Source organism: Streptomyces sp. SCSIO ZS0520 (genome assembly GCF_025643355.1).
In the GTDB taxonomy this organism is placed as follows: domain Bacteria; phylum Actinomycetota; class Actinomycetes; order Streptomycetales; family Streptomycetaceae; genus Streptomyces; species Streptomyces physcomitrii.
In genome coordinates, this window is record NZ_CP092644.1 from 5,488,162 (window position 1) to 5,510,419 (window position 22,258).

The window sequence follows — 22,258 nt, forward strand, 5'->3', positions numbered from 1 at the left end:
CCGGAGTCCGGCATGAACAGCCCCGCCCTGCTCGCGCTCGGCGCCACCCTGCTCACCGGCGCGCTCGCCACCGCCGGGGTGCACGTCTACGCCTCCGGCCGCGCCCAGCGCCAGGCGCTCGTCGACCGCCTCTCCGGGGAGGGGGCGGCGGGCCTGCCGGGAGGCCGCGCGCGCCGCTTCTCCGGGGTGGACCGCAGGCTGCGCGGCACCCGCCTCGGCCGCGCCCTCCACCAGCGGCTGTCCGCCACCGGACTCGACGTCACCCCGGGCGAGTTCTTCGTCTACGTCCTCGCCGTGGTGCTCGCCCTGTGGCTGATCGCCGCCGCGGCCCTGGCCCCCTTCTTCGGCCCGATCGCCGGGCTCATCGGCGCCTGGAGCGCCCTGCTCTTCCTCAACTGGCAGCGGCAGAAGCGCATCGAGGCCTTCATCGGCCAACTCCCGGACGTGGCACGGCTGCTGGCCAACGCCACCGCCGCAGGACTCGCCCTGCGCACCTCGCTCGCCATGGCCGCCGAGGAGCTGGAGGCACCGGCCGGAGTGGAACTCTCCCTGGTCGCCGACAAGTTGAGCCTGGGCCGCAGCGTCGAGGAGTCCCTGGACGAACTCGCCCAGCGGCTGCCCTCCCGCGAACTCAGCGTCCTGGTCACCACCTTGGTGCTGTCCAACAAGGCGGGCGGCTCCGTGGTCAGCTCGCTGCGCAACCTCACCCAGACCCTGGAGGACCGCAAGGAGACCCGCCGCGAGATCCGCACCATGCTCTCCGAGGTCAACGCCACCGCCTTCACCGTGCCGCTGCTCGGACTCGGCTCGCTGCTGCTGATCAACTCCTCGAACGAGGGCGCCCTCGCCAAGGTCACCGGCTCCCCGCTCGGCCAGGGGCTCATCCTGCTCTCGCTCGGGCTGTACACCGTCGGCTTCCTGGTGATCCGCCGCCTCGGAAAGATCGAGGTGTGAGCCCGCGATGACCGCCCTGCTGCTCGCCGCCCTGATGGCCCTCGCCGTCGGCGGGATCGCCTACGGCATCCGCCTCTACCGCGCCGAGACCAAGCTCCCCGACGACCTCGCCGTCGCCCTGGAGATCGGCGCCTCCCGGGTCTCCACCACCGGGTCCGCGGTGGACCGCCTCGGCATGCGCTTCGCCCCGCTGGTCCTGCGCCTGATGGGCCCCAAGCGGGTCGACGCCAAACGCCGCCGCATCGACATGGCGGGCAACCCCGGCGGCCTCACCCTGGACCGGTACGCCGCCCGCCGCGCCGTCTACGGGATCTTCGGCGCCGTGATGGGCCTGGTCTTCCTCACCAACGGCCGACTCCTCTTCGCCGTCATGACCTTCGCCTTCGGCCTGCTCGCCGCCGACGCCCTCATCTGGCAGGCCATCCGCGACCGCCGCGAGGTCATCGACCGTACGCTGCCCGACTTCCTCGACGTCCTCGCCGTCGTCGTCTCGGCGGGCCTCAGCTTCCGCCAGGCGCTCGACCGGGTCGCCGAGAAGTACGAGGGCCCCTGGGCCGACGAACTGCGCATCACCCTGCGGCAGATGGACATGGGCGTCAGCCGCCGCCAGGCCTTCGACGAACTGCGCAAGCGCAATGAATCCGAGCAGGTCGGACAGTTCGTCTCCGCGCTCCAGCAGGGCGAGGAACTCGGCTCCCCGATCGCCGAGACCCTGATCCAGATCGCCACCGACATGCGCCGCACCGACGCCCAGAACTCCCGCCGCCGCGCCGCCCGCACCATCCCCAAGGCGACCATGGTCACCCTGGTCTTCATGCTCCCGGCCACGATGATCCTCATCGCCACCGGGATGTTCCTCGGCTCGGGCTCCGACTTCGGCTCCATCCTGGGGCGTTGAGCGGTGCGCGGGATGCGAGGGACGGCGGGGCACGGGGGGACCGCCACCCCGTACGACCCCTGTCCTTCGCAGCTGCAACCCGGCGTGGAAGATTCTTTCCGGATTCGTCATCCCCGTGTCCCCCGGAACGCGGATGATGAGCGAAAGCGCGCGAACGCGGACCGGGACCGTGTCGAGACACGGCGACGCGGTCGGGACCGGTGGGGTGGTCGGAACCGGTGGGACGGGCGAGGCAGCGGGTACAGGGAGGTGGCGAAAATGCAGGCCGGAATGCAGGCCGGAATCCGGGGGCGAGGAGCCTTCCGCGGGCACTTTGTCCGCGATGCCCTCCTCGCGCCGCCAACCTCCCTGCCCGCCGCCCGTTTCACCGCCCCGCCGACCGCGCAGAACCACAACAGCCGTACCGGCACGGGGGCACACCAGCCTCCGCAAGGCCGCCGCGCGCGGTCCGGGACGGCGTACGGGGGGTGGTGTCAGTGAAGACCGCGGCCATACGCGGCCGCCGCACCGGCGGTGCACCGGGACGCAGGAACGGCGGACCCGGCGCGGACGTACGCGACCCCGCGTACGTCGCCCGCAAGGGCTGCGGAACAGGGCGGGACGGAGAGGGACATCGTGGCAAGGGAACTGTGGCTGAGAGCGGCGGTGGGCGCACAAGGGCGCCTCGCCACCTGGACGCGGACCGTGACCTCCCGGATGCGGGGACGCGACGGGGACGCGGGGGCGGGGTTCGTGGAGTATGCGGGGTTGATGATTCTGATTGCGGGGATCTATACGCTCATCGATCAGTTGGGGCTCGACGGCAAGATCTCCGAGGCGATCGGCAACGCGGTCAACGACGTCATCGGTGGCTGAGGCGCAGCAGCCTCGGCGGTGACGCGGGCTCGACTCTCCCCCTCTACATCTGGCTCACCGGGATCCTGCTCTTCGTCTCCCTCGCCTTCTTCGCCTTCGCTCAGGCGGCGGTGGCACGGAACGGGGCCCAGTCAGCGGCCGACGCGGCCGCGCTCGCCGCCGCCCAGGACAGCAGGGACGAACTCCTCGACGGTCTGGCAGACGCGATCGAGCAGGGGGACCTGGAGGACGGCGACTGGCTCGACTGGCTGACCGGTGACCTCGCGGACGGTGGTGGTGCCGAGGGTGCCGCCGAGGCCCTGGCCGCGGACAACGACGCCGGTGTCACGGGCTTCGAGGCCACCGAGGTGAAGGGGTATCCCGGTTACCGGGTCGAGGTCAGGACCAACTACACGGTCGGTGACTCGATCATTCCGGGTACGGAGACCAAGCACGCCAAGGCCGACGCCCTGGCCGTACTCAAACCGCGCTGCGACTTCGACGAGGACGCGGATCCGGAGAAGCCTGTCGAACTCGACTGCGACGGCGAGGCGGTGGAGATCGACCCGGGAGACTTCGACCCTGGCGATCTCCCCGACGGCTCCACTCTCTTCTCCGTGCAACTGGCCGAATGACCGTGAGACCGAAGACAAGGAAACCGTACCGATGATCATGCGGCGGACCAGGAAAAGCCGTAGGGCCGTGACCCTGGTGGCGCTCACCACCGGACTGGCACTCGCCGTCGCCGGCTGCGGCGGAGGCGGCGACGACGACAAGAAGAGCGCCGAGAGCCCTTCCTCGGCGCCCTCGAAGGACAAGGACGGAGGCGGTCAGGAGCCGGAACAGCCCTCCGAGAGCAAGCCGGTGACCACCGTCCAGGGCAACGGCATCAGTCTGACGGTGACTTCCGCCGTACGGGATCAGGGCGGCTTCCTGACCGTCAGCGGACAGGTCACCAACAACCGGTCCGGTATCTGGATCGGCAGCGAATGGCGCAGCGACGAGTCCGAACTCAAGAAGAACGGGGGCTCGTTGGCGGGAGCGAGCCTGGTGGACTCCTCGGGCAAGAAGAAGTATCTCGTCCTGCGTGACACGCAAGGACGTTGTCTCTGCACCAAGTTCGAGCGGGGCATCGACCAGGGCGACACCATCGACTGGTACGCCCAGTTCCCCGCGCCCCCCGAGGACACGGCCAAGGTGCAGTTGCAGCTGCCGACCATGCCGCCCGCCTCCGTGGCCCTCTCCGGGAGCGAGTGACCATGCCCCCCACCCCGCACCCCAGAACCGCCACCACCCAGGCAACTCCGGTCACCGCCACCGGACTTGCCCTCGCCACCCTCGTCCTCGTCCTCGGTACGGGCGCCGGTGCCGCCGTGGCCGACGACGCCGACCCCAGTCCGAGCCTGCCGCCCGGCAGTGTGACCTCCCAGGCGCCGCCGGAGGTGGATTCCGCGAGCCCCGGGCTCCGGCTGGAGGACGGGGCGACGCTGGCGCCCGCGAAGGTGCTGGACATCAAGTCCGTGGTGGAGGACCTCGGGGGAGAGGAGCGCCGCGAGGACACCAATGTCGACGTGAAGTTCGCGCTCCAGGCCGAGGTGCTGTTCGCCAAGGACAGCGCGCGCCTGAACCCGCGGGCGCAGTCCCGGATCACCGCGATCGCCGACGAGATCAAGGCCCAGGGCTCCACGGTGGTACGGGTCTTCGGCTTCACGGACGACCTCGGTACGTACGAGCACGGCAAGGAGCTCTCCCGCAAGCGGGCGGAGGCGGTGCACAAGGTGCTCGCGCCGGGGCTCGGCCCCGAGGTGACCTTCCAGGTGCGCGGCTACAGCGAGGACTACCCGATCGCGGAGAACTCCAGCGAGGAGGGCCGCCGCAAGAACCGCCGGGTGGAGATCACCTTCCCGCGCGGGGAGGAGGGCCAGGAGTCCCCGGGAAGCGGGAGCGGCAGCGGGGAGGACAGCGGCGACGGTGACGCGAACGAGGCGGCGGGTTCGACGACCAGCCCCTGACGTCGCCCAGCCGCCGCCCCCGCGTCACGCCGCACTCGCCCACCCCCGCCTCGCTGCCCCGCTACTCCGCACCCTGTCTCCGCTGCGTTGCACTGCACTGCACTGCACCGTGCCGCGCTCACCCATCCCCCCGCCTCTCCACCCCGTCCATCTGCCCCACGAACACCGCCGCCCCCCGCTCCACCCGCCAGAGGAACACGGACCGCTCCCAGTCGAACTGGCCGGTGCGGGCGTCGAAGCGGAGGGTTTTGGCGAGGCCGGTGTGCCGGGTGGTGCGCAGGCGGGTGGTGGTGGAGCCGCGTTCGGGGCCGCCGTCCGCGGGGCGGCGCAGGGCGGCGGCGAGGAGGAGCAGCGCGTCGTAGGCCTCCAGGGCGAAGGGGGCGGTGGGGCCGGGAGCGGGCGGGGTGGGAAAGGTGGCGCGGTAGGCGCGGAGGAAGTCCCCGGCGGCGGGGAGGCGGAGCGGGTCGGTGTAGGCGGTGACGCAGACCCAGCCCTCCGCCGCGGCGCCCGCCTCCCGAAGGAAGGGGAGCCGGGCGGGGCCGCCGTCCGCGGGGAGGGCGGGGCGCAGCACCTGTTCGGGTGCCATCCGGGTGCCGTCGAATCCGGCGCGGTCCAGGGCCCGGGCGCACTGGGCGGCCCGGTGCGGTGAGGAGCCCACGTAGACCGCGGCCTGCGCGCGGGAGGCCAGGACGGAGTCGGCGACGGGGCCGAAGTCCTGTGTGCCGGCAGGTACTTGGTGGGTGCTGGTACGCAGGCCGCCTGCGGCGGGGAGGAGTTGCCGGATCTCTTCGAGGAGGCTCCACTTCTCCTCGCCGGTGGCGGCGCGGTCGTCGATCAGCGCGGTCCGCTCGCTGCGCTCGACGGCCGAGAGATAGCGCAGGAAGCCGCTGGACAGGGCGCTTTCGCTGGGGCGGAGCTGGAAGTAGGCGCGGGCGGTGGTGGCGTTGAAGCGGGTGCTGTCCACCGACACCGAGACCAGCGGCAGCAGCGCGCGCTGGCAGTGGCCGACCACGGCCTCCAGACCCGCGTCGCCGGTGGGACCGAGGAGTCCGCAGATCCTCTCGTCGGCCACGAAGCGGGCCGCCACCTCCGCGGCCCGGCCGGGCTCGCCGCGGTCGTCGCGGACACTGAGCGCCAGGTCGAAGGGGCGGTCCGCGGTGGCGTTGAAGTGCGCCACGGCGAGCCGCGCCCCGCGCTCCTGGGCCAGCCCGAGCACCCGGGACGGCCCGGACAGGTCGGCCTGGAGACCGAGGGTGTAGCGGGGCAGCGGCCCCCGGCCGCCGCCCGCACCGCCCCGGCGGCTGAACAGGAAACCACCGCCCGCCGCGCCCACCGCCGCGACCGGTGCCAGACCGAGCAGCAGCCGCCGCGAGGGCCGCCACCCTCGCGCCCCGGGATCCGCCGCAGCTTCCTGCCCCCGCGCCTCCGCCGCGAGCGTGTCCGCCTCGGGTCCGGTTTCCGGAGCGGGTACGGGATCCGGATCGGGCAGCGCGAGAACCGCGGCGGAACGCTCCGCGATGAGACCGGGCAGCGGGGCGGGCAGCCAGTCGTCCGAGGGAGCGGGGCAACCAGGGGATACGGGGTCGGCCTCCAACCACCCCCGCACCTCACCCCCCGTAGGCCGCGCCATCGGCTCCTTCGCGAGGCAGGACCGGAGGAGCGGGAGGAGAGCCGGGGGAGTGCCGTCGAGGTCCGGGGGTTCGTGGACGGTGCGGAAGAGGGTGCCCGCGATGGTGGCCGCGGCGAAGGGGCGGCGGCCGGTGGCGGCGTAGGCGAGGAGGGCGCCGAGGCTGAACACATCGCTGGGCGGGCCGACTTCGGCGCCGCGGGCCTGGGCCTGCTCGGGGGAGAGGAAGCCGGGGGTGCCGATCACCAGGTCGGTGGCGGTGAGCGCGGTGGCGCCGTCCGCGCGGGCGATGCCGAAGTCGATCAGCCGGGGGCCGTCCAGGGCGAGCAGGACGTTGCCGGGCTTCAGGTCGCGGTGGACGAGTCCGGCGCCGTGCACCTCGGTGAGCGCCTCGGCGAGGCGGGCGCCGAGGATCCGTACCGTCCGCTCCGGCAGCGGCCCGTAGGTGTCCACCGCCTCGGCGAGGGAGGGTCCGGGCGCGAAGGCGGTGGCCAGCCACGGGGTGCGGCCGTCCGGGTCGGCGGCGGTGACCGGCAGCAGCCAGCGGCCGCCGGTGCGGGCGGCCGCCGCCTCGCGCCGGAAGCGGGCCCGGAACCGCGGGTCGGCGGCGTACTCGGCGCGGATCACCTTCAGCGCGAGCAGTCCGCCGCCCTCCGAACGGGCCAGGTAGACCACGCCCATGCCGCCCGCGCCGAGCCGGGCCAGGAGCCGGTGGCCGCCGACCGCCGCCGGGTCGCCGGGCTTCAGGGGCTGGATGCCCGGCACGGTCTACGCCCCCGTGGGCGCCGGGCCGAGGAAGCGGAAGGCGCCGTCGGTGACGCGGTAGAGGAAGGCGCCCTCGCCGCTGAACCGGCCGGTCTCCCGGTCGAAGGCGTACCGCTTGGTGATGCCGCGGAAGGTGCTGCGGCGCAGCAGGCGGGCCAAGTCGCCGCGGGAGGGCGGGCGCCGGTCCCGGGTGGCCTTCACGATCTCCTGGATCGCCAGCCGCGCCGCGTCGTAGGCTTCCGCGGCCAGCGGGCCCGGTGCCGCGTCGAAGCGGCGGCGGAAGGCGGCGGTGAAGGACTCGGCGCCCTCCAGGGCGGTCGGGTCGGTGAAGGAGGCGGCGAGCAACCAGCCCTCGGCCGCCTCCCCGGCCCGGTCCAGGAACTCCGGGTCGACCAGGGCCTGGGTGCCGAGCCGGGGCCCGGTGAAGTCCGCCGCGGCGAGGGCGCGGGCGGCGCTCGCCCCGCCCGCGGCCAGTCCGGCGTAGACGAAGGAGTCGACCTCGGCGTGGACGATGTCCCGCACCTCGCGCCCGAGGTCGCGGAGACCGGCGGGCACCACCCGCGGGTAGAGGTCCAGCCCGGCCTGGCGCAGCGTGTCGGCGGTGATCGCGGTGGTCTCCCAGGCGTAGGTCTCGGCGGTACGGTCCTGGAGCAGCCCGGGCCGGGACACCTTGGCCTCCTTGACCAGGTGGACGGAGAGCGGGAAGGCCACGGCCGCGTCGCGCACCCGGCAGTGCAGGACCGAACGGCAGGTGTGGGCCAGCGTCAGCATGCCGCCGGGCGCGGTCAGGAGCACCGGCAGCAGCGCCTCGTCGCAGACGTCGAGGACCCCTCCGGCCGCCGCCTCGGTGGTCGGGCCGAGGACGGCGAGCACACCCCGGTCGGCGGCGAAGCGGCGGGCGGCGGCCTTCGCGCGCTCCGGGGAGCCCTGGTCGTCGCCGGTCCGCAGGGCCAGCGGAAAGGGCTTGTCCCGCCGGGAGTTGTACTGCTCGACCGCCAGCCGCGCACCCCGCTCCTGCGCCCGCCCGTAGTGCCGGCCGGGGCCGCTCAGGTCCCCGTGCACGCCGAGCGCCCAGCGCGGCTCACCGGGGGCGGCGTCCTCCTCGTCGCGGGTCGCCCAGAGCGCGGTGCCGCCGCCCGCCGCGGCCAGCACGGCGGCACCCGCGCCGAGGAGGAGGACCCGGCGGCGCGGGCGCCGGGGCGCGGTGCCCGACGCGTCCTCGGCGGTGTCCGGTCCGGGTTCCCCGGCGGCGGTGGGCTCGATGTCGGGCAGGGCCAGCATCGCGGCCGAGCGGTCGGCGATGTCCCGTACGACCTCCTCGGGCAGCCAGCCGCCGCCCGGGGCGGCGTCCTCGACGAGGCGGGTCTCGATCCGGTGGGCGGTGGGCCGTGCGGCCGGGTCCTTGGCGAGGCAGTCCCGCAGCAGCGCGAGGAGATCGTTGTCGCTGTCCTCCGCGGGGTCCAGGCCCGCCAGGTCGGGCTCGTCGTGCACGGTCCGGTAGAGCAGCGCCTCCACGGAGCCGCTGCCGAAGGGGGCGCGGCCGGTGGCCGCGTAGGCGAGGAGGGCGCCGAGGCTGAACACATCGCTGGGCGGGCCGAGTTCGCCGCCGCCGGCCCCGGCCTGCTCGGGGGAGAGGAAGCCGGGGGTGCCGACCACCAGGCCCGCCGAGGTCAGCGCGGTCTCCTCGGCCGCGCGGGCGATGCCGAAGTCGACGAGCCGGGGGCCGTCGACCGCGAGGAGGACGTTGCCGGGCTTCACATCGCGGTGCACCAGACCCGCCGCGTGCACCTCGTGCAGGGCCGCCGCGAGCATCCGCCCGAGCGCGCGCACGCTCCGGGCGGGCAGCGGGCCGAAGCGCTCGACGGTCTCGGCGAGCGAGGGTCCGGGCACGAAGGCGGTGGCCAGCCAGGGGGTGGGGTCCTCGGGCCCGGCGCCGAGCAGCGGCGCCGTCCAGGGGCCGCGCACCCGCCGGGCGGCGGCCGCCTCCCGCCGGAACCGCTCCAGGAACCCGCTCTCCCCGGCGAGTTCGGGGTGCACCACCTTGACCGCGGCCAGCGCCCCGGAGGCCGAACGCCCCAGGTAGACCACGCCCATGCCACCGGCACCGAGCCGGGCGAGCAGCCGGTATCCGCCGATCGAGGCCGGGTCCCGGGGCAGCAGCGGCTCACTCATCCCCGGCCTCCAGTCGGCGTTCGGCAAGTTCCAGCATCGAGGCGACGGCGTGCTCCACCGCGTCGTCGACCTCGCTCTGCCCGTGGCCCTTCGCCCCCTTCGCGACCGCGGCCATGGTGACCGCGCCCCACCGGGCCTGCACCCAGGAGTACGGGTAGGGGCCGCCCCCCTCGGTGCCGCGGATCATGCCGCGCTCGTCGAGGGAGTCGTGGGCGGTCTCGCCGAGTTCGCCGCTCGGGATCCCCAGGGAGATCAGGCCGGTGACCCGCTCGGTGGCGTTGAGCTGCTGTTCGGGGCAGCGCAGCGCCTCCTCCAGGGTCCGGGCCATCTCCCAGCTCGCCCCGTCCACGTCGCGGTGCACGGTGACCACGGCGGCGACCCTGAGCGCCCCCTTCCCGCCCCTCGCGGGGACCTCGCTGCGCCGGGTGAGACTGATCAACTCCGAGGCGGGCAGCGGCTCCTGGCGCCAGACGCAGTCCCGGCCGAGCTCACCGGTGCGGTCCGGATCGCCCTCGTACGCGGTGCTTCTGACGAAGCCGGTGCCCCAGGCGTCCGGCTCCGCCGCCACCGCCCGGGCGAGGGCGAGCGCCGAGCCGCGGTCCTTCGGGCCGGTGCCGGTGTCGGGACTGGTGCTCGTGGTGCTGGGCTCGGGTGCGGCGCTGCCCCCGGGCCCGCCCTTCTCGCCGCCCCGGCCGGTGGCGGCCGGGCTCGCGGCCCCGTCCTCGCCGCCGCCCGAGCAGCCGAGCAGGAGCAGGGCGCCGGCCAGGGCCCCGCCGCAGAGCCGGAGGCGGGGCCGCCCGCGTCTGCCGTACGCCATGAATCCCCCCGGAGGTGTACGCGGCGAGGGTGCTCCCCTCACTGGTCCGGAGGCTATCGACCGCCGGATCGCCGGGGGCCTCTGTCACCGAAATGTGGCACGGCGACCGCACCTTTCGGCCAGCGCGGTCGTCTTCCCGGGTGAGGTGGCGGATTCCCGCGGATCCGCCGGAACCGCCGAGCGGCCGTGCGGCCGCGGCGGCGGGCAACCGCACAGGAGCAGGAGGAGCAGCAGTGCCGAATCCCCCGAACCGCCGCACGACCCGGTGGCTGCGCGCCGCCGCCCCGGTCGCCGTACTGGCCTGGACGCTGACCGCCTGCGGAGGCGGAGACAGCGGCACCGAAGGCGCCGAGGGCGCGCGGAAGGACGTCAAGGGCTCCCGGAGCGCGGCAGCCCCGACCGCTTCCGAGGCGGCGGGCGGCGGCACGGCGGACAGCGGGGACAGCGGGGACGGAGGGGACAGCGGCAGGAGCGAGGCCGACGGCCGGAAGGCGGGGCACACCTTCGAGGTCAAGGCCGAGAAGGTGGACGTCGGCACCGAGGCGGAGGCCGTCGAACTCGCCGCCGCCCGGGGCGAGGGACGGGTGCCCGCCACCGCCCACCTGAGGTTCACCAACCGCGGCGCCACCATCGCCGCCGCCCCGCGGACCGGGACGATCGAGGTACGCGCCCACGGTCGGCCGGGCACCCCGGTCACCCGGCACACGGCATCCGCCGAGGGCGCCGCGGGCTGCGAGGACCAGGACCGCATCCGGAACTGGAAGCGGGGCGAGACCCATGTCCTGTGCGCCACCGCCCTGGTGCCCCGGGGCGCGGGTGACCTGGAGGTCCGGTGGGTGAAGGACGCGTCCGACGGCTTCTCGTACTCCTGGGACTTCAAGAACGCGGCGCAAGCGCGGGGTTGAGGGCGGCGCGACTCGTCACGCTGGGATCCGTCCCACCGGGTCCTGCCACTGCGCTACTCGTCACACCGGGGTCCGTCCCACCGGGTCCTGCCACCGCGCTACTCGTCACACCGGGACCCGTCACCGCGCGACCCGTTCCTCCGCGCCCCGTCCCTGCGCGCCCCGTCCCTCCGCGACTTGCCACTCCGTGCGCCGCCGCCCCTGCAAGGCAGCCCCCTGCAAGACAGCCCCCCGCGCCTCCGTCCCGCGCCCCGCCGCCGGATGCACCGGCAGCTGCCCGCCGAGGACCGCGATGCGTGCCCGCTCGGCCAGTACGCGGCGGTCGGTGCCGGTCAGCGGGGGATGCGCGGTGATCCGTACGGTCAGTCCGGCGGCGCCCGCCACCCGGCGGAGTGAGGAGCCGAAGTGCTCCTCGCCGAGGAAGCCCGCCCACCGGGTGCGGGCGGTGCCCTGGAAGTAGTCCAGGGTCACCGGGCGTACGGGGGCGCCCGTCTCCACGGCGGCCTGGAAGCAGGCCTGGTGGAAGCCGCCGCCCGCGACCGAGCACCAGGTGGTGGCCTGCGGGAAGACCAGGACCGAGCGGCCGGAGGCGAGCAGTCGGGCCAAGTCCTCGACCAGGTACGGCAGTTCGCGGAGCCGTTCGCGGTGGACGAAGCGGGTGCCGAGCCGCCGGGCCAGGGTGCCGACCACCGGCCACCCGCCGACCTGGCGCTTGGCGAGCAGCGTCACCGGCTCGACGGCGAGCAGCGCGGGCACGTCCAGCCAGGAGACATGGTTGGCGACGACCAGGGTGCCGGGGCCGCCTGCCGGGGCGCCGCCCGCCGCCCGCCCGCTCCCGGGGGCCTCCGCACTCCCCGCCGCCCGCGAACCGTCTGCCGTCCGCGAGCCGTCTGCCGTCCGCGAGCCGTCTGCCGCCCGCGAGCCGTCTGCCGTCCGCGAACCGTGCGCCGCCCGCGAGCCGTTCGCCGCCCGCTCGCTCACCGGCGCGGGCAGCGGTACCGAGAGGGGTCCGGTGCCGCCCGCCGTCCGCAGACCGGCCGCGTCGAGCACCGCGCGTGCCCTGGCCCGCAGCACCTCCGGTTCGGCGAGCCGTTCGCCCAGGGCGAGGCTGCCGCCCACCGTCCAGGCCAGCGCGGCGTAGCGGCGGGCGCGGACGCGGGCCGGCACCGAGGCCGCCGAGCGCCCGGCGCAGGCGGGTCGGCAGACCGGTGCCAGGGGCCAGGGATTGGCGGGGTTCACCGCACTTCCCCGAGGAAGTAGCGCCGGTAGCGCGCGTCCAGGCGGTCCATGTCGAGCAGGACGAAGAAGTCCGCGACGCCGAACTCCGGGTCGTGGGCGGGCGCCCCGCAGATCCACGCCCCGAGCCGCAGATAGGCGCGCAGCAGCGGCGGCAGCGCGGCGTACGAGGGGCGCTCGACGGGGGCCGAATCCGCGGGTGCCCAGGGGCGGTGCGGGTGGACGCGCAGCTCGGCGGGGGAGGCGTGCCGGGAGGTGCCGAGCAGCCAGGCGTTGGCGGCCGCCTGCCCGCCGTCGGCGAGCGGGACCGAGGCGCAGCCCGCCAGATAGCGGTGGCCCGAGAGCAGGACGTAGCGGGCGAGCCCCGACCACATCAGGTTGACGACCGCGCCGGTGCGGTGGTCCGGATGCACGCAGGAGCGGCCGGTCTCGATCAGCGCGGGCCGCAGCGGATCGAGGGCGCGCAGGTCGAACTCGCCTTCCGAGTACGAGAGTGCGCTGCGGCCGGGCGGCAGCAGCCGGTAGGTGCCGACGACCTCGCCGGTGGCGTTCTCGGTGACGATCAGATGGTCGGCGAGGGCGTCGAAGCCGTCGATGTCGTGACCGGCGAGCGGCCCGGTCAGGCGCGCCCCCAGTTCCTCGGCGAAGACCCGGTGGCGCAGCCGCTGTGCGGCCCTGACCTGGTCCTCGGTGTCCGCGAGCGAGGTGGTGTAGGTGGCGGCGGTGGTGTGGGTGCTGGTCAAGAGCATGAGGTGCCGTACTCCCGGGGCCGGGCCGCGGGGAGCCCGGCCGGGCCGGGGCCGCGGCGGTGCGCCGGTATGCGGGGGACGGACAACGGCCGCCCCGCGTCACGGACTTCGACGCGGCGCCGCCGGTGTTCGGCATACCGGTTCTGCGGTGTCCTGCCAGGGAGCATCGGGGCGCCGGGTGTGCGCCCGATGAATGGCGCGAGAAGCGGGGCGGAAGGGCGGCGGGCCCCCGGTGCGGAAGGGGGCGACCCGGCGCAGACGGCGCTCACCGCGCCCCGGAGTGGCGCCGCCCCCAGGAACGGCGCCGCTCGCCGCCCCCGGGAGTACGGGGACGGCGAGCGGTGCGGTGCGGTGCGCGGGTGTGCCCCGCGGTGCGGGTCAGCGGCGGAGGCTGAGCCCGTGTCCGTAGCGGAACAGCGGGTCGTAGTCCTTGTCGCCGACGTTGATGGGCTCCTGGGCCTCGGTGCGCGGCCAGCTCACCGGGAGCTTTCCGGTGAAGGGCTTGTCGCCGTAGAGGACGTCGGCGACACCCGCGCCCTCGCTGCCGGGCAGCCAGGACATCACGAAGGCGTCGGTCTTCGGGAGTTCGCCGGTGATGATCTGCGGGCGGCCCGCGACGTCGAGGACCACGCAGGTCTCGAGCGCGCCGCAGACCCGCTTGATGTTGGCCTTGTCGGCGGCGGAGAGGTTCAGCGTGCGGCCCTCGTTGCCGACGTCGCCCATGCCCTCCGCGTAGGGGGTCTCACCGACCACCACGACTCCGACATCGTTTCCCCCGAGCGGTGCGGAGGCGTCCTGGCTGTAGGTGACCTGGTCGGGCTTGTCGGCCTTGGCGCGGATGCCGTCCAGGATCGAGGTGCCGGGGAAGTTGTCGCTGCCGGACTGGCCCTGCCAGGTGACGGTCCAGCCGCCGGCCTGGTTGCCGAGGTCGTCGGCGTTGACCCCGGCCACGTAGACCTTCTGCGAGGGCTTCAGCGGCAGCGCCTTGTTCTCGTTCTTCAGCAGCACCTGCGACTTGGCGACGGCCTCCCGGGCGACGGCCCGGTGGTTCTTGGAGCCGATGGTGTCCGCGTTGCGCCGGTCGGTGAACGGCTTCTCGAACAGGCCGAGTTGGAACTTGGTCCGCAGGATGCGGCGCACCGCGTCGTCGATCCGGCTCTGCTTGACCCGGCCCGCCTTGACCTCGGCGATCAGCGTGTCGATGAACTTCGGCGCCGTGTGCGGCTCCATGAACATGTCCATACCGGCGTTGACCGAGGCGCGCACCTGGTCCGGGTACTCGCCGGGCAGCTGCTGGATGGCCTGCCAGTCGCTGATCAGGAAGCCCTCGAAGCCGATCTTCTTCTTCAGGGTCCCGGTGAGCAGCTCCTTGTGGGCGCTCATCTTCACCGGCTTGCCGTCCGCGGCGCCTTCGGCGTCCGTCCACTGCACGCTGGAGTACGAGGGCATGATCGTGCCGACCTTGTGCTTCTGCACCGCGGGGACGTACGGCGCGAGGTCGGTCTTCTCGAAGTCCTTGCGGGAGGTGACCGTGACGCCCTGGTCGAGGGTGTACGTCCCGTTGGTGGAGGAGCCGTACTCGGTGTCGCCGTCGCCCGCGAAGTGCTTGGCGGAGGCGAGGACGCGGTCCGGGCGGGCGAGGTCCTTGGTCTTCTTGCCCTGGAGCCCGTCGATGGCGGTCTCCATGCTGGTGACGAGCTTCGGGTCCTCGCCGTAGCTCTCGTAGCTGCGGCCCCAGCGGACATCGCGCACCACGCAGACGCAGGGCGCGAAGGCCCACTGCGGGCCGGTGGCGCGGGTCTCGGTGGCGGTGATGTGCGCGGCCTTCTCCACCAGCTTCGGGTCGCGGGTGGCGCCGAGGCCGAGGTTGTGCGGGAAGACGGTGGCGCCGACCAGGTTGTTGTGGCCGTGCACCGAGTCGACCCCGTAGAGCAGCGGGATGCCCAGGCGGGTGTCGAGCGCCTTCTCCTGGAACTCGTCGACCATGTCCGCCCAGCCGCCGGGGGTGTTGGACTCCGGGGTCGAGCCGCCGCCGGACAGCAGGGAGCCGAGGCCGAGTTCGGTGATCTGGTCCCGGTCCTCGTCGACCGCGATCCGCTCGGCCTGCGTCATCTGGCCGGCCTTCTCCTTGAGCGTCATCCGCCCGAGCAGGTCCTCGACCCGCCGCTCCACGGGCAGCTTCGCGTTCTGGTACGGCGCCTTCGCGCTGCTCTTCCCGTCGTCGGAGGAGACCGCCCCGGCCACGGTGGGCGCGGACAGGGCTCCGGCGAGGAGCCCGGCGGTGGCGAGCAGCGCGCCGGTGAGGCGGCGGGATCCGGCGGCTCTGGGCCGGCGGCCGGAATCGTGGGGGTGCATCAAGACGTCCATCCCTGCATTGGGACCGGCCCCCGGGACGTCCCCGCACCGGGTGGAGCCGATCGACGGTGGCGGCTGAAGGTGCGGTTCCGTGCGGAAACGACAGCAACGGCCGGGTGCCGACATGTCCCTGACGTCGCATCGGCGCCCGGCAGAGAATTTCCCGGCTTGTCGGATGACTGTCAAGACTTCAAGCGAGAAGGGCTCGCCCGGCCGCCCGTCCTTCACTAAGTGAACGGACGGCCGGGGCGCGGCGGTTCACCGGCCCGGACGGCCGCACCGGGCGAGCGCGACCGGCCCCGCCCGCCCTCAGCTCCGCCGGTGGTCGCCCGCCGCCCCGTCGATCAGCTCCCGCAGGATGTCGATGTGCCCCGCGTGCCGGGCGACTTCCTCGACCATGTGCACCAGCACCCAGCGCAGCGACACCGGAACGCCCCGCCAGGAGGTGCCGAGCGCGTCCAGCGGCAGCTCCTCGATGACCGCGTCGGCGGCGGCCCGGGCGCGGTCGTGGAAGGCGAGGATCTGCGCCGAGGTCTCCCCGGGGCCGAGGCTCATGTCCTCCTCGCTCGCCGGGTCGAACCACAGCGGCTCCACCTCCCGCCCGAAGGTCTCGCAGAACCAGCCGTACTCCACCGAGGCCAGATGCTTGACCAGCCCCGCCAGATTGCTGCCGGAGGGCGTCATGGGCCGTCTCAGCTGCTCCTCGTCAAGGCCTTCGAGTTTCCACCGCACGGCGTCGCGGTGCCGGTCCAGGCTCTCGCGCAGGGCGCTCTTCTCGTCGATGCGCGCGGGATCACTGCTGCTCGTCATGGCCCGAAGCTAACAACGCCCACTGACATCGCGGCCGTACGAGGAGAAAGCGCCCGCTGACCTCGCGGCCGTACGAGGGGAAGCCACCCGCTGACCTCGCGGCCGTACGCGGCGAAGTGAGGGGGACGTACCGCGTCAGGAGGCGGCGGCATACCGCGGAAGAAGCGGTGTCCGGGCCGGGGCGTGCGACCGCAGAAGGACATGTACTCCCCGCGCAGGCGGCCCGAGTTCCTGCCCGCGGCCGAGGGCGGCGGCCCCGGCGGCTGCCAGGATCGTGGGTACCGGCGCCGCACCGCCGGTTCCCGAACCGCTGGGGGCACCTGTGATCCGGATCCGGCTGACCGCCCGGTCGCTCGCCACCACCCGCTTCGTGGTCTCGCCGCTGGCGCACCTGCGGATGGCCCTGGACACCCGGCTCGCCGTCCGGGGCGCCGAGGGACTGCCGGGCGGCGGCGAGGTCGCGGCCGTACTGAGGCGCCACCGGCTGCACCGGCTCGCCCTGCTGCGCGGGGTGCCCGGCGACTTCGCCTGGCTGCCCCTCACCCCCCTCGCCTTCCGCCCCTCCCTCGACGAGGAACTGCACGCCCTGACCGCCGCGCGGCCCGCCCCCGCGTCCCGGCTGGCCGCGTACCTCGACGGCGCGGGCGGCGGCGCGCGGGGCGCCGAGGATCCGCGGCGGGCGGCGCTGCGCCACCAACTGCGCGCGGGCGGCGAGGAGTTCACCCGGGGGCTCGCCGAGGAGGCTGCCGAGTTCTTCGCCCGGGTGCTCGCCCCGCACTGGCCCGCGGTCGCGGCCCGGGTCGAGGCGGAGATCGACCTCCGCGGCAGGATCGCCGCCCGCGGCGGGACGGCCGCGATGCTCGGCGGGCTGCACCCGGCGGTCGACTTCCGGGACGAGGTGCTCGGCGTGCGCGACGGCCGCGAGCTCACCGTCCGCACCCGCGGCCCGCTCACCCTCTGCCCCACCGCCCTCGGCGCCGGGCACCTCACCGAGCTGGGGCCCGGAGCGGCCGGTACGCCGGTGGTGCTCGCCTATCCGGCGGCGCGGCGCGCGGAAGCCGCACCGCGGGACTTCGTTCCGCAGGCGGCGGGGACGGGATTCGGCGACGGCCTCGGCCGGTCGAGGGTGCGGCTCCTGAAGAGCCTCGGCGAACCGCGGACCACCTCCCAGCTCGCCGCTCTGCACCGGCTCAGCCCCTCGACGGTCTCGTACCACCTCTCCCGGCTGCACGGCGCGGGCCTGGTGACCCGCACCCGGATGGGCAGCAACGTCTACTACGAACGCTCCGTCAAGGCCGAGGTCGTCTCCCGCCGCGCCGCGGTCACCGGCTACACGCCCCGCCCGGCGGCACCCCGCAGCGGCTGACCCGGGACGCCGCGCCCTGGTCGGCCCGGCCGCCCGGTGAACGCACCCCGGAGACCGGGACGCACCCCGGAGACCGGGACGCACCCCACGATTTCCCGCATTGTTACCCGGACGGCCTACCGCCGCCGGGAGCCTCTCGCATAGGTTCACCGCAGGTAATTCGCGCCGGCAAAGCCGCGCGGCCGGCATCGCGCGGTGGAGGGGGCCGCGCGATGCCGGGCCACCTCGCGGGCCCGGCCGGGAACACCGGTCGCGGGGCCCCGGTCCGCCTTTCCCGGGCCCGCCCGGCGGCCACGCGAACCGGCGTCAAGCGGACGTTCCACGCGCCCTTAACCCCTCAGGGGGACGACGCGCCGGGGTGGGATCCGTCACGTACGGCCGAAGAGGCGGGCCCGGCGGCCGGTGTCCGGGGCCGGAACCCTTGGGGCGACTGGGCTCCGCGGGGGTGCGCGGCGGGCGGTGGGAGGTGGCCCGGAGGCTCGCGGCCGTTTCGGAGAGTAGTTGCGGCACGCCGATGCACCCGTCCGCCCTCACGAAGGGTTATGGTGGGAACCCCCCCTCGGGCCGGTCCGTCTCCCCCCCCACGGACCGGCCCGTTTTCTGTGTCCGGTTCTCTGTCCGGCCTCCCGGACCCCCGCCCACCTCGCGCTTTCGCTCCCCGTCCGGGCCCCTCCCCGCCCCGCGCCGCACGTCCCCGGAAACTGCCGGACGGCGAACGGAACCGGCGGATCCGTTCCCCGCGTCCTCCTCCGTACGAGGGCGCCGCGCGCCCCGTGTCCCCGGCTCCGCGGCGCCGGGCCGGATGGCTCTCCGGACGGCTTTCGGCGGTAAGGTCACTGCGGGGGACAACCATCAACGGGCCCGCGCCGGCGGAACCCGGCAGGGCCGCGCCGCGCCCGGAAACTCCCGCCCGCCGGGGGTCCGCGGCCCCGTACCCGCACAGGGGCGGGCGGCGCTTCGGGGGCCGTGCCCCATGACGCGAGAGGTGAGACTCGGTGAACTTGCGCGACCTGGTGTACGGACTCTACGCCCGCAGGGTGGAGGGCCGACTCGACCACGACCAGGTGCCCAAGCACATCGGCGTGATCATGGACGGCAACCGCCGCTGGGCGAAGGCCGCGGGCTCCACGGCGGCCCAGGGCCACCGCGCCGGGGCCGAGAAGATCGGCGAGTTCCTCGGCTGGTGCTCGGAGACCGATGTCGAGGTCGTCACCCTCTGGCTGCTCTCCACGGACAACTTCGACCGCCCGGAGGAGGAACTCGTCCCCCTCCTCGGCATCATCGAGAACGTGGTGCGCTCCCTTGCCGCCGACGGCCGCTGGCGGGTCCACCACGTCGGCACCCTCGACCTGCTGCCCGCGCCGATGCAGCTCGCCATCAAGGAGGCCGAGGAGGCCACCGCCCACGTCGACGGGATAGTGGTCAACGTCGCGGTGGGCTACGGCGGGCGCCAGGAGATCGCGGACGCGGTGCGCTCGATGCTGCTCGACCACTCCGAGAAGGGCACCTCCCTCGAAGGGCTCGCCGAGATCGTCGACATCGACCTCATCGGCCAGCACCTCTACACCGGTGACCAGCCCGACCCGGACCTCGTCATCCGCACCAGCGGCGAACAGCGCCTGTCCGGATTCATGCTCTGGCAGACGGCCCACTCCGAGTACTACTTCTGCGAGGTCTTCTGGCCGGCCTTCCGCAAGGTCGACTTCCTGCGGGCGCTGCGCGACTACGCGGCCCGCCACCGCCGCTACGGCGGCTGACCCCCGGCACCGCGGCCCGCGCCCACCGCCGTCCGCACGGCCCGGGGCGCCCCGTTCCGCATGCCGCGCACCCGCCTTCCGGGTGACGGTCCCTCACCGGCCCGGCCGCTCTGCGCGTATCGGGCAATCGGGTCGAGGCAGGCGCCTCCGCTTCCTCAGGGGTTCACGGGTAACCCAGAGTTCACACAGCTGCCGTCATATGCCCTGGCATGGCGCAGACCCCGAACGGGCATAACTCCAGCAGGTCGACGCCCCTGCACGACAGGGTGGGGCGTCGCATCTCAGCGGACGGCATGGGGCCGTCCGCCCGGGAGGCCCTTTGCACCAGGACGACCGCGTGCTGAGCGCGGGCGACAGGGAGGGCCGGTCCCCGGCCCGTGCAACGGGGCCGGGAACCGGTCCGGTATCCGTGGGTATCGGGGGGATCCCCGCGACCGTACGTGTCGCTCCCCGATCTCTTCCGAGGGGGTACGTCCTTCCGTGGTGACCAGCGCAAAGCGCCACAAGCCAGACCGGCGCACCTACGTACTCGACACCAGCGTCCTGCTCGCCGATCCGAGCGCCCTGACCAGATTCGACGAGCACGAGGTCGTGCTGCCGGTCGTGGTGGTCACGGAGCTGGAGGCCAAGAGGCACCATCCCGAGCTCGGTTACTTCGCCCGGCAGGCGCTGCGCCTGCTCGACGACTACCGGGTGCAGTACGGGCGCCTCGACGCACCCCTGCCCACCGGGGAGATGGGCGGCACGCTGCGCGTCGAACTCAACCACTCCGATCCCGGCGTACTGCCCGCCGGTTACCGGTTGGGGGACAACGACTCCCGGATCCTCGCGGTCGCGCGCAATCTCCAGGCCGAGGGGTACGACGTCACCGTCGTCTCCAAGGACCTGCCGCTGCGCATCAAGGCCTCCTCGGTCGGGCTCCTCGCCGAGGAGTACCGCGCCGAACTCGCCATCACCGATTCCGGCTGGACCGGGATGAGCGAACTCACCCTCCCCGGCGAGCAGGTCGACCTGCTCTTCGAGGAGGAGACCCTGTTCGTGCCCGAGGCGGACGGGCTGCCCGTGCACACCGGGCTGACCATCCAGTCCGAGCGGGGCAAGGCGCTGGGCCGGGTCACCCCGGACGGCAACGTCCGCCTGGTGCGCGGCGACCGGGAGGCCTTCGGGCTCAAGGGCCGCAGCGCCGAGCAGCGCATCGCGCTCGATCTGCTGCTCGACCCGGAGGTCGGCATCGTCTCCATGGGCGGCCGGGCCGGCACCGGCAAGTCCGCGCTCGCGCTCTGCGCGGGCCTGGAGGCGGTGCTCGAACGCCGCCAGCACCAGAAGGTGATGGTCTTCCGGCCGCTGTACGCCGTGGGCGGGCAGGAGCTCGGCTATCTGCCGGGCAGCGAGGCCGAGAAGATGAGCCCCTGGGCGCAGGCCGTCTTCGACACCCTCTCCGCGGTCACCAGCCGCGAGGTCATCGAAGAGGTCACCGCGCGCGGCATGCTGGAGGTCCTGCCGCTGACCCACATCCGCGGGCGCTCCCTGCACGACGCCTTCGTGATCGTGGACGAGGCGCAGTCCCTGGAGCGCAACGTCCTGTTGACCGTGCTCTCCCGGATCGGCGCCAACTCCCGGGTCGTCCTCACCCATGACGTCGCCCAGCGCGACAACCTCCGGGTGGGGCGGTACGACGGAGTCGTCGCCGTGGTGGAGAAGTTGAAGGGGCATCCGCTCTTCGCCCATGTCACGCTCACCCGATCGGAGCGGTCGCAGATCGCCGCACTGGTGACCGAAATGCTGGAGGACGGGCAGATCTGAAACCCGCTGTCCGCCTCGCCGTATTTTGCGGGCGGGCAGCCCCATTTCACCGTATACGCAGGTCAGTTGACGCCGTCCGGGAAGGCCGAAGAGCCTAACCGGGCGGCGTCTCGGCGTCCCCCCGTTTCCGGAAAACGCCAGGGGTAAACGGCCTGTGAGCTTTCACACCCCAAGGGGAATTGCCTTGCGGCCCACCGCTAGGGCAGAGTCTGGGTCTTGTCAGGCCCCGCATACGACACACGTGTGTCCCCAGTGGCACCACACCACAGAACTCCATAGAGCTCGTCGTATGCCGCCCGAGTCACCACGCGGCGCTTCTGTCCCAGGAGTTGCCCACCGGGCCCGTGCTTCCCGTGACCTAGCTAGTGGGAGGCCAGTGTCGGGGGCACGATTGCGCCCGTGAGGTCACCTAAGCGGGCGATGCTGGAAGGAAACCGTGTGAGCCGGATTTCGGTCCGGGGATTCGCAGTGGCCTCGGCCACCGCGGTCACCACCGTCGGCGCCGTAGTGGGTGTTGCCTCGGGCAGCACCCAGACCCCCTCGGACAACCTCGAGGCGACGGCCGACGACGCGACCCTCCTCGCTGACATTCCCGCGGGCCAGCAGGCCCAGGTCCAGACGGCCTCGCTGAGCCAGCAGGCGGACGCCCAGGCGATCGCCGCCGACTCGGCCGCGAAGAAGTCCGCGGAGGAGGCGGCCCGCAAGCAGGCCGCCGAGGACGCGGTCTCGAAGCAGAAGGCCGCCGAGAAGGCCGAGAAGGAAGCCAAGGAGCGCAAGGAAGCGGAGAAGGTCGCCAGCCGCTCCGCCTCGCGCGACAGCTCGGACTTCCCCGCGCAGGGCTCGTACAGCATCGGCGAGATCCAGGCGATGGCCCGTCAGATGGTTCCGGCGGACCAGTTCCAGTGCTTCAGCAACATCGTGGACCACGAGTCCAGCTGGAACTACCGCGCGACGAACGCCTCTTCGGGTGCCTACGGTCTCTTCCAGGCCCTGCCCGGCTCCAAGATGTCCTCCGCGGGCTCCGACTGGCAGACCAACCCGGCCACCCAGATCAAGTGGGGCCTCGGCTACATGGACGGCCGCTACGGCAGCCCGTGCGCCGCGTGGAACTTCTGGCAGGCCAACCACTGGTACTAGGCCGCCCCTGGTACGGGGCCCGGCACACGGTCTCCGCTCAACCACCCCAAGCCCCTCGCCG

General features: G+C 73.7%; 18 protein-coding genes. 11 read left to right on the forward strand and 7 right to left on the reverse strand.

Going from position 1 to position 22,258, the window contains the following annotated elements:
• Positions 1-12 precede the first annotated feature (12 nt).
• The 6 genes from MID12_RS21890 to MID12_RS21915 all read left to right on the forward strand — a co-directional run bounded on the left by MID12_RS21890 (position 13) and on the right by MID12_RS21915 (position 4,698).
• Positions 13-954 carry a type II secretion system F family protein gene (locus tag MID12_RS21890; protein WP_040253249.1) on the forward strand — a complete coding sequence of 314 codons (942 nt, stop codon included), beginning with the start codon at positions 13-15 and terminating at the stop codon, positions 952-954.
• Between the two features lie 7 nt (positions 955-961).
• The gene (locus tag MID12_RS21895) at positions 962-1,852 is read left to right on the forward strand and encodes a DUF5936 domain-containing protein (RefSeq protein WP_168535795.1); all 891 of its coding nucleotides are present in this window, start codon (positions 962-964) and stop codon (positions 1,850-1,852) included.
• Between the two features lie 615 nt (positions 1,853-2,467).
• Positions 2,468-2,707 carry a hypothetical protein gene (locus tag MID12_RS21900; RefSeq protein ID WP_263173600.1) on the forward strand — a complete coding sequence of 80 codons (240 nt, stop codon included), beginning with the start codon at positions 2,468-2,470 and terminating at the stop codon, positions 2,705-2,707.
• A complete protein-coding gene (locus MID12_RS21905; RefSeq protein ID WP_263173354.1) occupies positions 2,704-3,321 on the forward strand; it encodes a pilus assembly protein TadG-related protein in 618 nt (205 codons plus the stop codon). The genes MID12_RS21900 and MID12_RS21905 overlap by 4 nt, the downstream gene beginning before the upstream one ends.
• A 31-nt stretch (positions 3,322-3,352) precedes the next feature.
• Positions 3,353-3,943, forward strand: coding sequence for a hypothetical protein (locus tag MID12_RS21910; protein ID WP_263170127.1), 591 nt, complete (start codon positions 3,353-3,355; stop codon positions 3,941-3,943).
• A gap of 2 nt (positions 3,944-3,945) precedes the next feature.
• Entirely contained in the window at positions 3,946-4,698 is a 753-nt protein-coding gene (locus MID12_RS21915) for an OmpA family protein (RefSeq protein WP_263170130.1), read from the forward strand.
• A gap of 118 nt (positions 4,699-4,816) precedes the next feature.
• Here MID12_RS21915 and MID12_RS21920 read toward each other — a convergent pair whose 3' ends face one another.
• Genes MID12_RS21920 through MID12_RS21930 form a run of 3 tightly spaced genes read right to left on the reverse strand, consistent with a single transcriptional unit; the run spans position 4,817 to position 10,079 of the window.
• Positions 4,817-7,081: a bifunctional serine/threonine-protein kinase/ABC transporter substrate-binding protein gene (locus tag MID12_RS21920; protein ID WP_263173356.1), complete on the reverse strand. Its 2,265-nt coding sequence runs from the start codon at positions 7,079-7,081 to the stop codon at positions 4,817-4,819.
• Positions 7,082-7,093: 12 nt separating this feature from the next.
• Positions 7,094-9,262: a bifunctional serine/threonine-protein kinase/ABC transporter substrate-binding protein gene (locus tag MID12_RS21925; protein WP_263170132.1), complete on the reverse strand. Its 2,169-nt coding sequence runs from the start codon at positions 9,260-9,262 to the stop codon at positions 7,094-7,096.
• Complete coding sequence (locus MID12_RS21930; RefSeq protein ID WP_263170134.1) at positions 9,255-10,079, reverse strand: hypothetical protein; 825 nt, start codon at positions 10,077-10,079, stop codon at positions 9,255-9,257. The genes MID12_RS21925 and MID12_RS21930 overlap by 8 nt, the downstream gene beginning before the upstream one ends.
• Positions 10,080-10,312: 233 nt before the next feature.
• On the opposite strand from MID12_RS21930, the gene MID12_RS21935 reads away from it, so the two are divergent.
• On the forward strand, positions 10,313-10,984 hold the full coding sequence (locus MID12_RS21935) for a hypothetical protein (RefSeq protein ID WP_263170136.1): 672 nt from the start codon (positions 10,313-10,315) through the stop codon (positions 10,982-10,984).
• Positions 10,985-11,104: 120 nt separating this feature from the next.
• Here MID12_RS21935 and MID12_RS21940 read toward each other — a convergent pair whose 3' ends face one another.
• The 4 genes from MID12_RS21940 to MID12_RS21955 all read right to left on the reverse strand — a co-directional run bounded on the left by MID12_RS21940 (position 11,105) and on the right by MID12_RS21955 (position 16,134).
• Entirely contained in the window at positions 11,105-12,223 is a 1,119-nt protein-coding gene (locus tag MID12_RS21940) for a lysophospholipid acyltransferase family protein (RefSeq protein ID WP_263170139.1), read from the reverse strand.
• The gene (locus MID12_RS21945) at positions 12,220-12,969 is read right to left on the reverse strand and encodes a GNAT family N-acetyltransferase (protein WP_040253262.1); all 750 of its coding nucleotides are present in this window, start codon (positions 12,967-12,969) and stop codon (positions 12,220-12,222) included. Before MID12_RS21945 ends, MID12_RS21940 begins: the two co-directional genes overlap by 4 nt.
• 378 nt (positions 12,970-13,347) lie before the next feature.
• Positions 13,348-15,324 carry a glycoside hydrolase family 3 protein gene (locus tag MID12_RS21950; protein WP_411576990.1) on the reverse strand — a complete coding sequence of 659 codons (1,977 nt, stop codon included), beginning with the start codon at positions 15,322-15,324 and terminating at the stop codon, positions 13,348-13,350.
• A gap of 309 nt (positions 15,325-15,633) precedes the next feature.
• On the reverse strand, positions 15,634-16,134 hold the full coding sequence (locus tag MID12_RS21955) for a DinB family protein (RefSeq protein ID WP_040253264.1): 501 nt from the start codon (positions 16,132-16,134) through the stop codon (positions 15,634-15,636).
• Between the two features lie 322 nt (positions 16,135-16,456).
• Between MID12_RS21955 and MID12_RS21960 the strand changes: the two genes are divergently transcribed.
• The 4 genes from MID12_RS21960 to MID12_RS21975 all read left to right on the forward strand — a co-directional run bounded on the left by MID12_RS21960 (position 16,457) and on the right by MID12_RS21975 (position 22,197).
• Positions 16,457-17,500, forward strand: coding sequence for an ArsR family transcriptional regulator (locus MID12_RS21960; protein ID WP_263170144.1), 1,044 nt, complete (start codon positions 16,457-16,459; stop codon positions 17,498-17,500).
• A gap of 995 nt (positions 17,501-18,495) precedes the next feature.
• The gene (locus MID12_RS21965; protein WP_040253271.1) at positions 18,496-19,257 is read left to right on the forward strand and encodes an isoprenyl transferase; all 762 of its coding nucleotides are present in this window, start codon (positions 18,496-18,498) and stop codon (positions 19,255-19,257) included.
• Between the two features lie 480 nt (positions 19,258-19,737).
• Positions 19,738-21,060, forward strand: a complete 1,323-nt coding sequence (locus tag MID12_RS21970) for a PhoH family protein (protein WP_040253273.1) — start codon at positions 19,738-19,740, stop codon at positions 21,058-21,060.
• A 438-nt stretch (positions 21,061-21,498) separates the two neighbouring features.
• Complete coding sequence (locus MID12_RS21975; protein WP_040253275.1) at positions 21,499-22,197, forward strand: hypothetical protein; 699 nt, start codon at positions 21,499-21,501, stop codon at positions 22,195-22,197.
• Positions 22,198-22,258 lie beyond the last annotated feature (61 nt).

Bases quoted from the DNA above. Each gene is read 5' to 3' on its own strand.
- MID12_RS21955 (WP_040253264.1), bottom strand. From the start codon at position 16,134: ATGACGAGCAGCAGTGATCCCGCGCGCATCGACGAGAAGAGCGCCCTG.
- MID12_RS21930 (WP_263170134.1), bottom strand. From the start codon at position 10,079: ATGGCGTACGGCAGACGCGGGCGGCCCCGCCTCCGGCTCTGCGGCGGG.
- MID12_RS21915 (WP_263170130.1), top strand. From the start codon at position 3,946: ATGCCCCCCACCCCGCACCCCAGAACCGCCACCACCCAGGCAACTCCG.
- MID12_RS21895 (WP_168535795.1), top strand. From the start codon at position 962: ATGACCGCCCTGCTGCTCGCCGCCCTGATGGCCCTCGCCGTCGGCGGG.
- MID12_RS21950 (WP_411576990.1), bottom strand. From the start codon at position 15,324: ATGCACCCCCACGATTCCGGCCGCCGGCCCAGAGCCGCCGGATCCCGC.
- MID12_RS21945 (WP_040253262.1), bottom strand. From the start codon at position 12,969: ATGCTCTTGACCAGCACCCACACCACCGCCGCCACCTACACCACCTCG.
- MID12_RS21890 (WP_040253249.1), top strand. From the start codon at position 13: ATGAACAGCCCCGCCCTGCTCGCGCTCGGCGCCACCCTGCTCACCGGC.
- MID12_RS21910 (WP_263170127.1), top strand. From the start codon at position 3,353: ATGATCATGCGGCGGACCAGGAAAAGCCGTAGGGCCGTGACCCTGGTG.
- MID12_RS21925 (WP_263170132.1), bottom strand. From the start codon at position 9,262: ATGAGTGAGCCGCTGCTGCCCCGGGACCCGGCCTCGATCGGCGGATAC.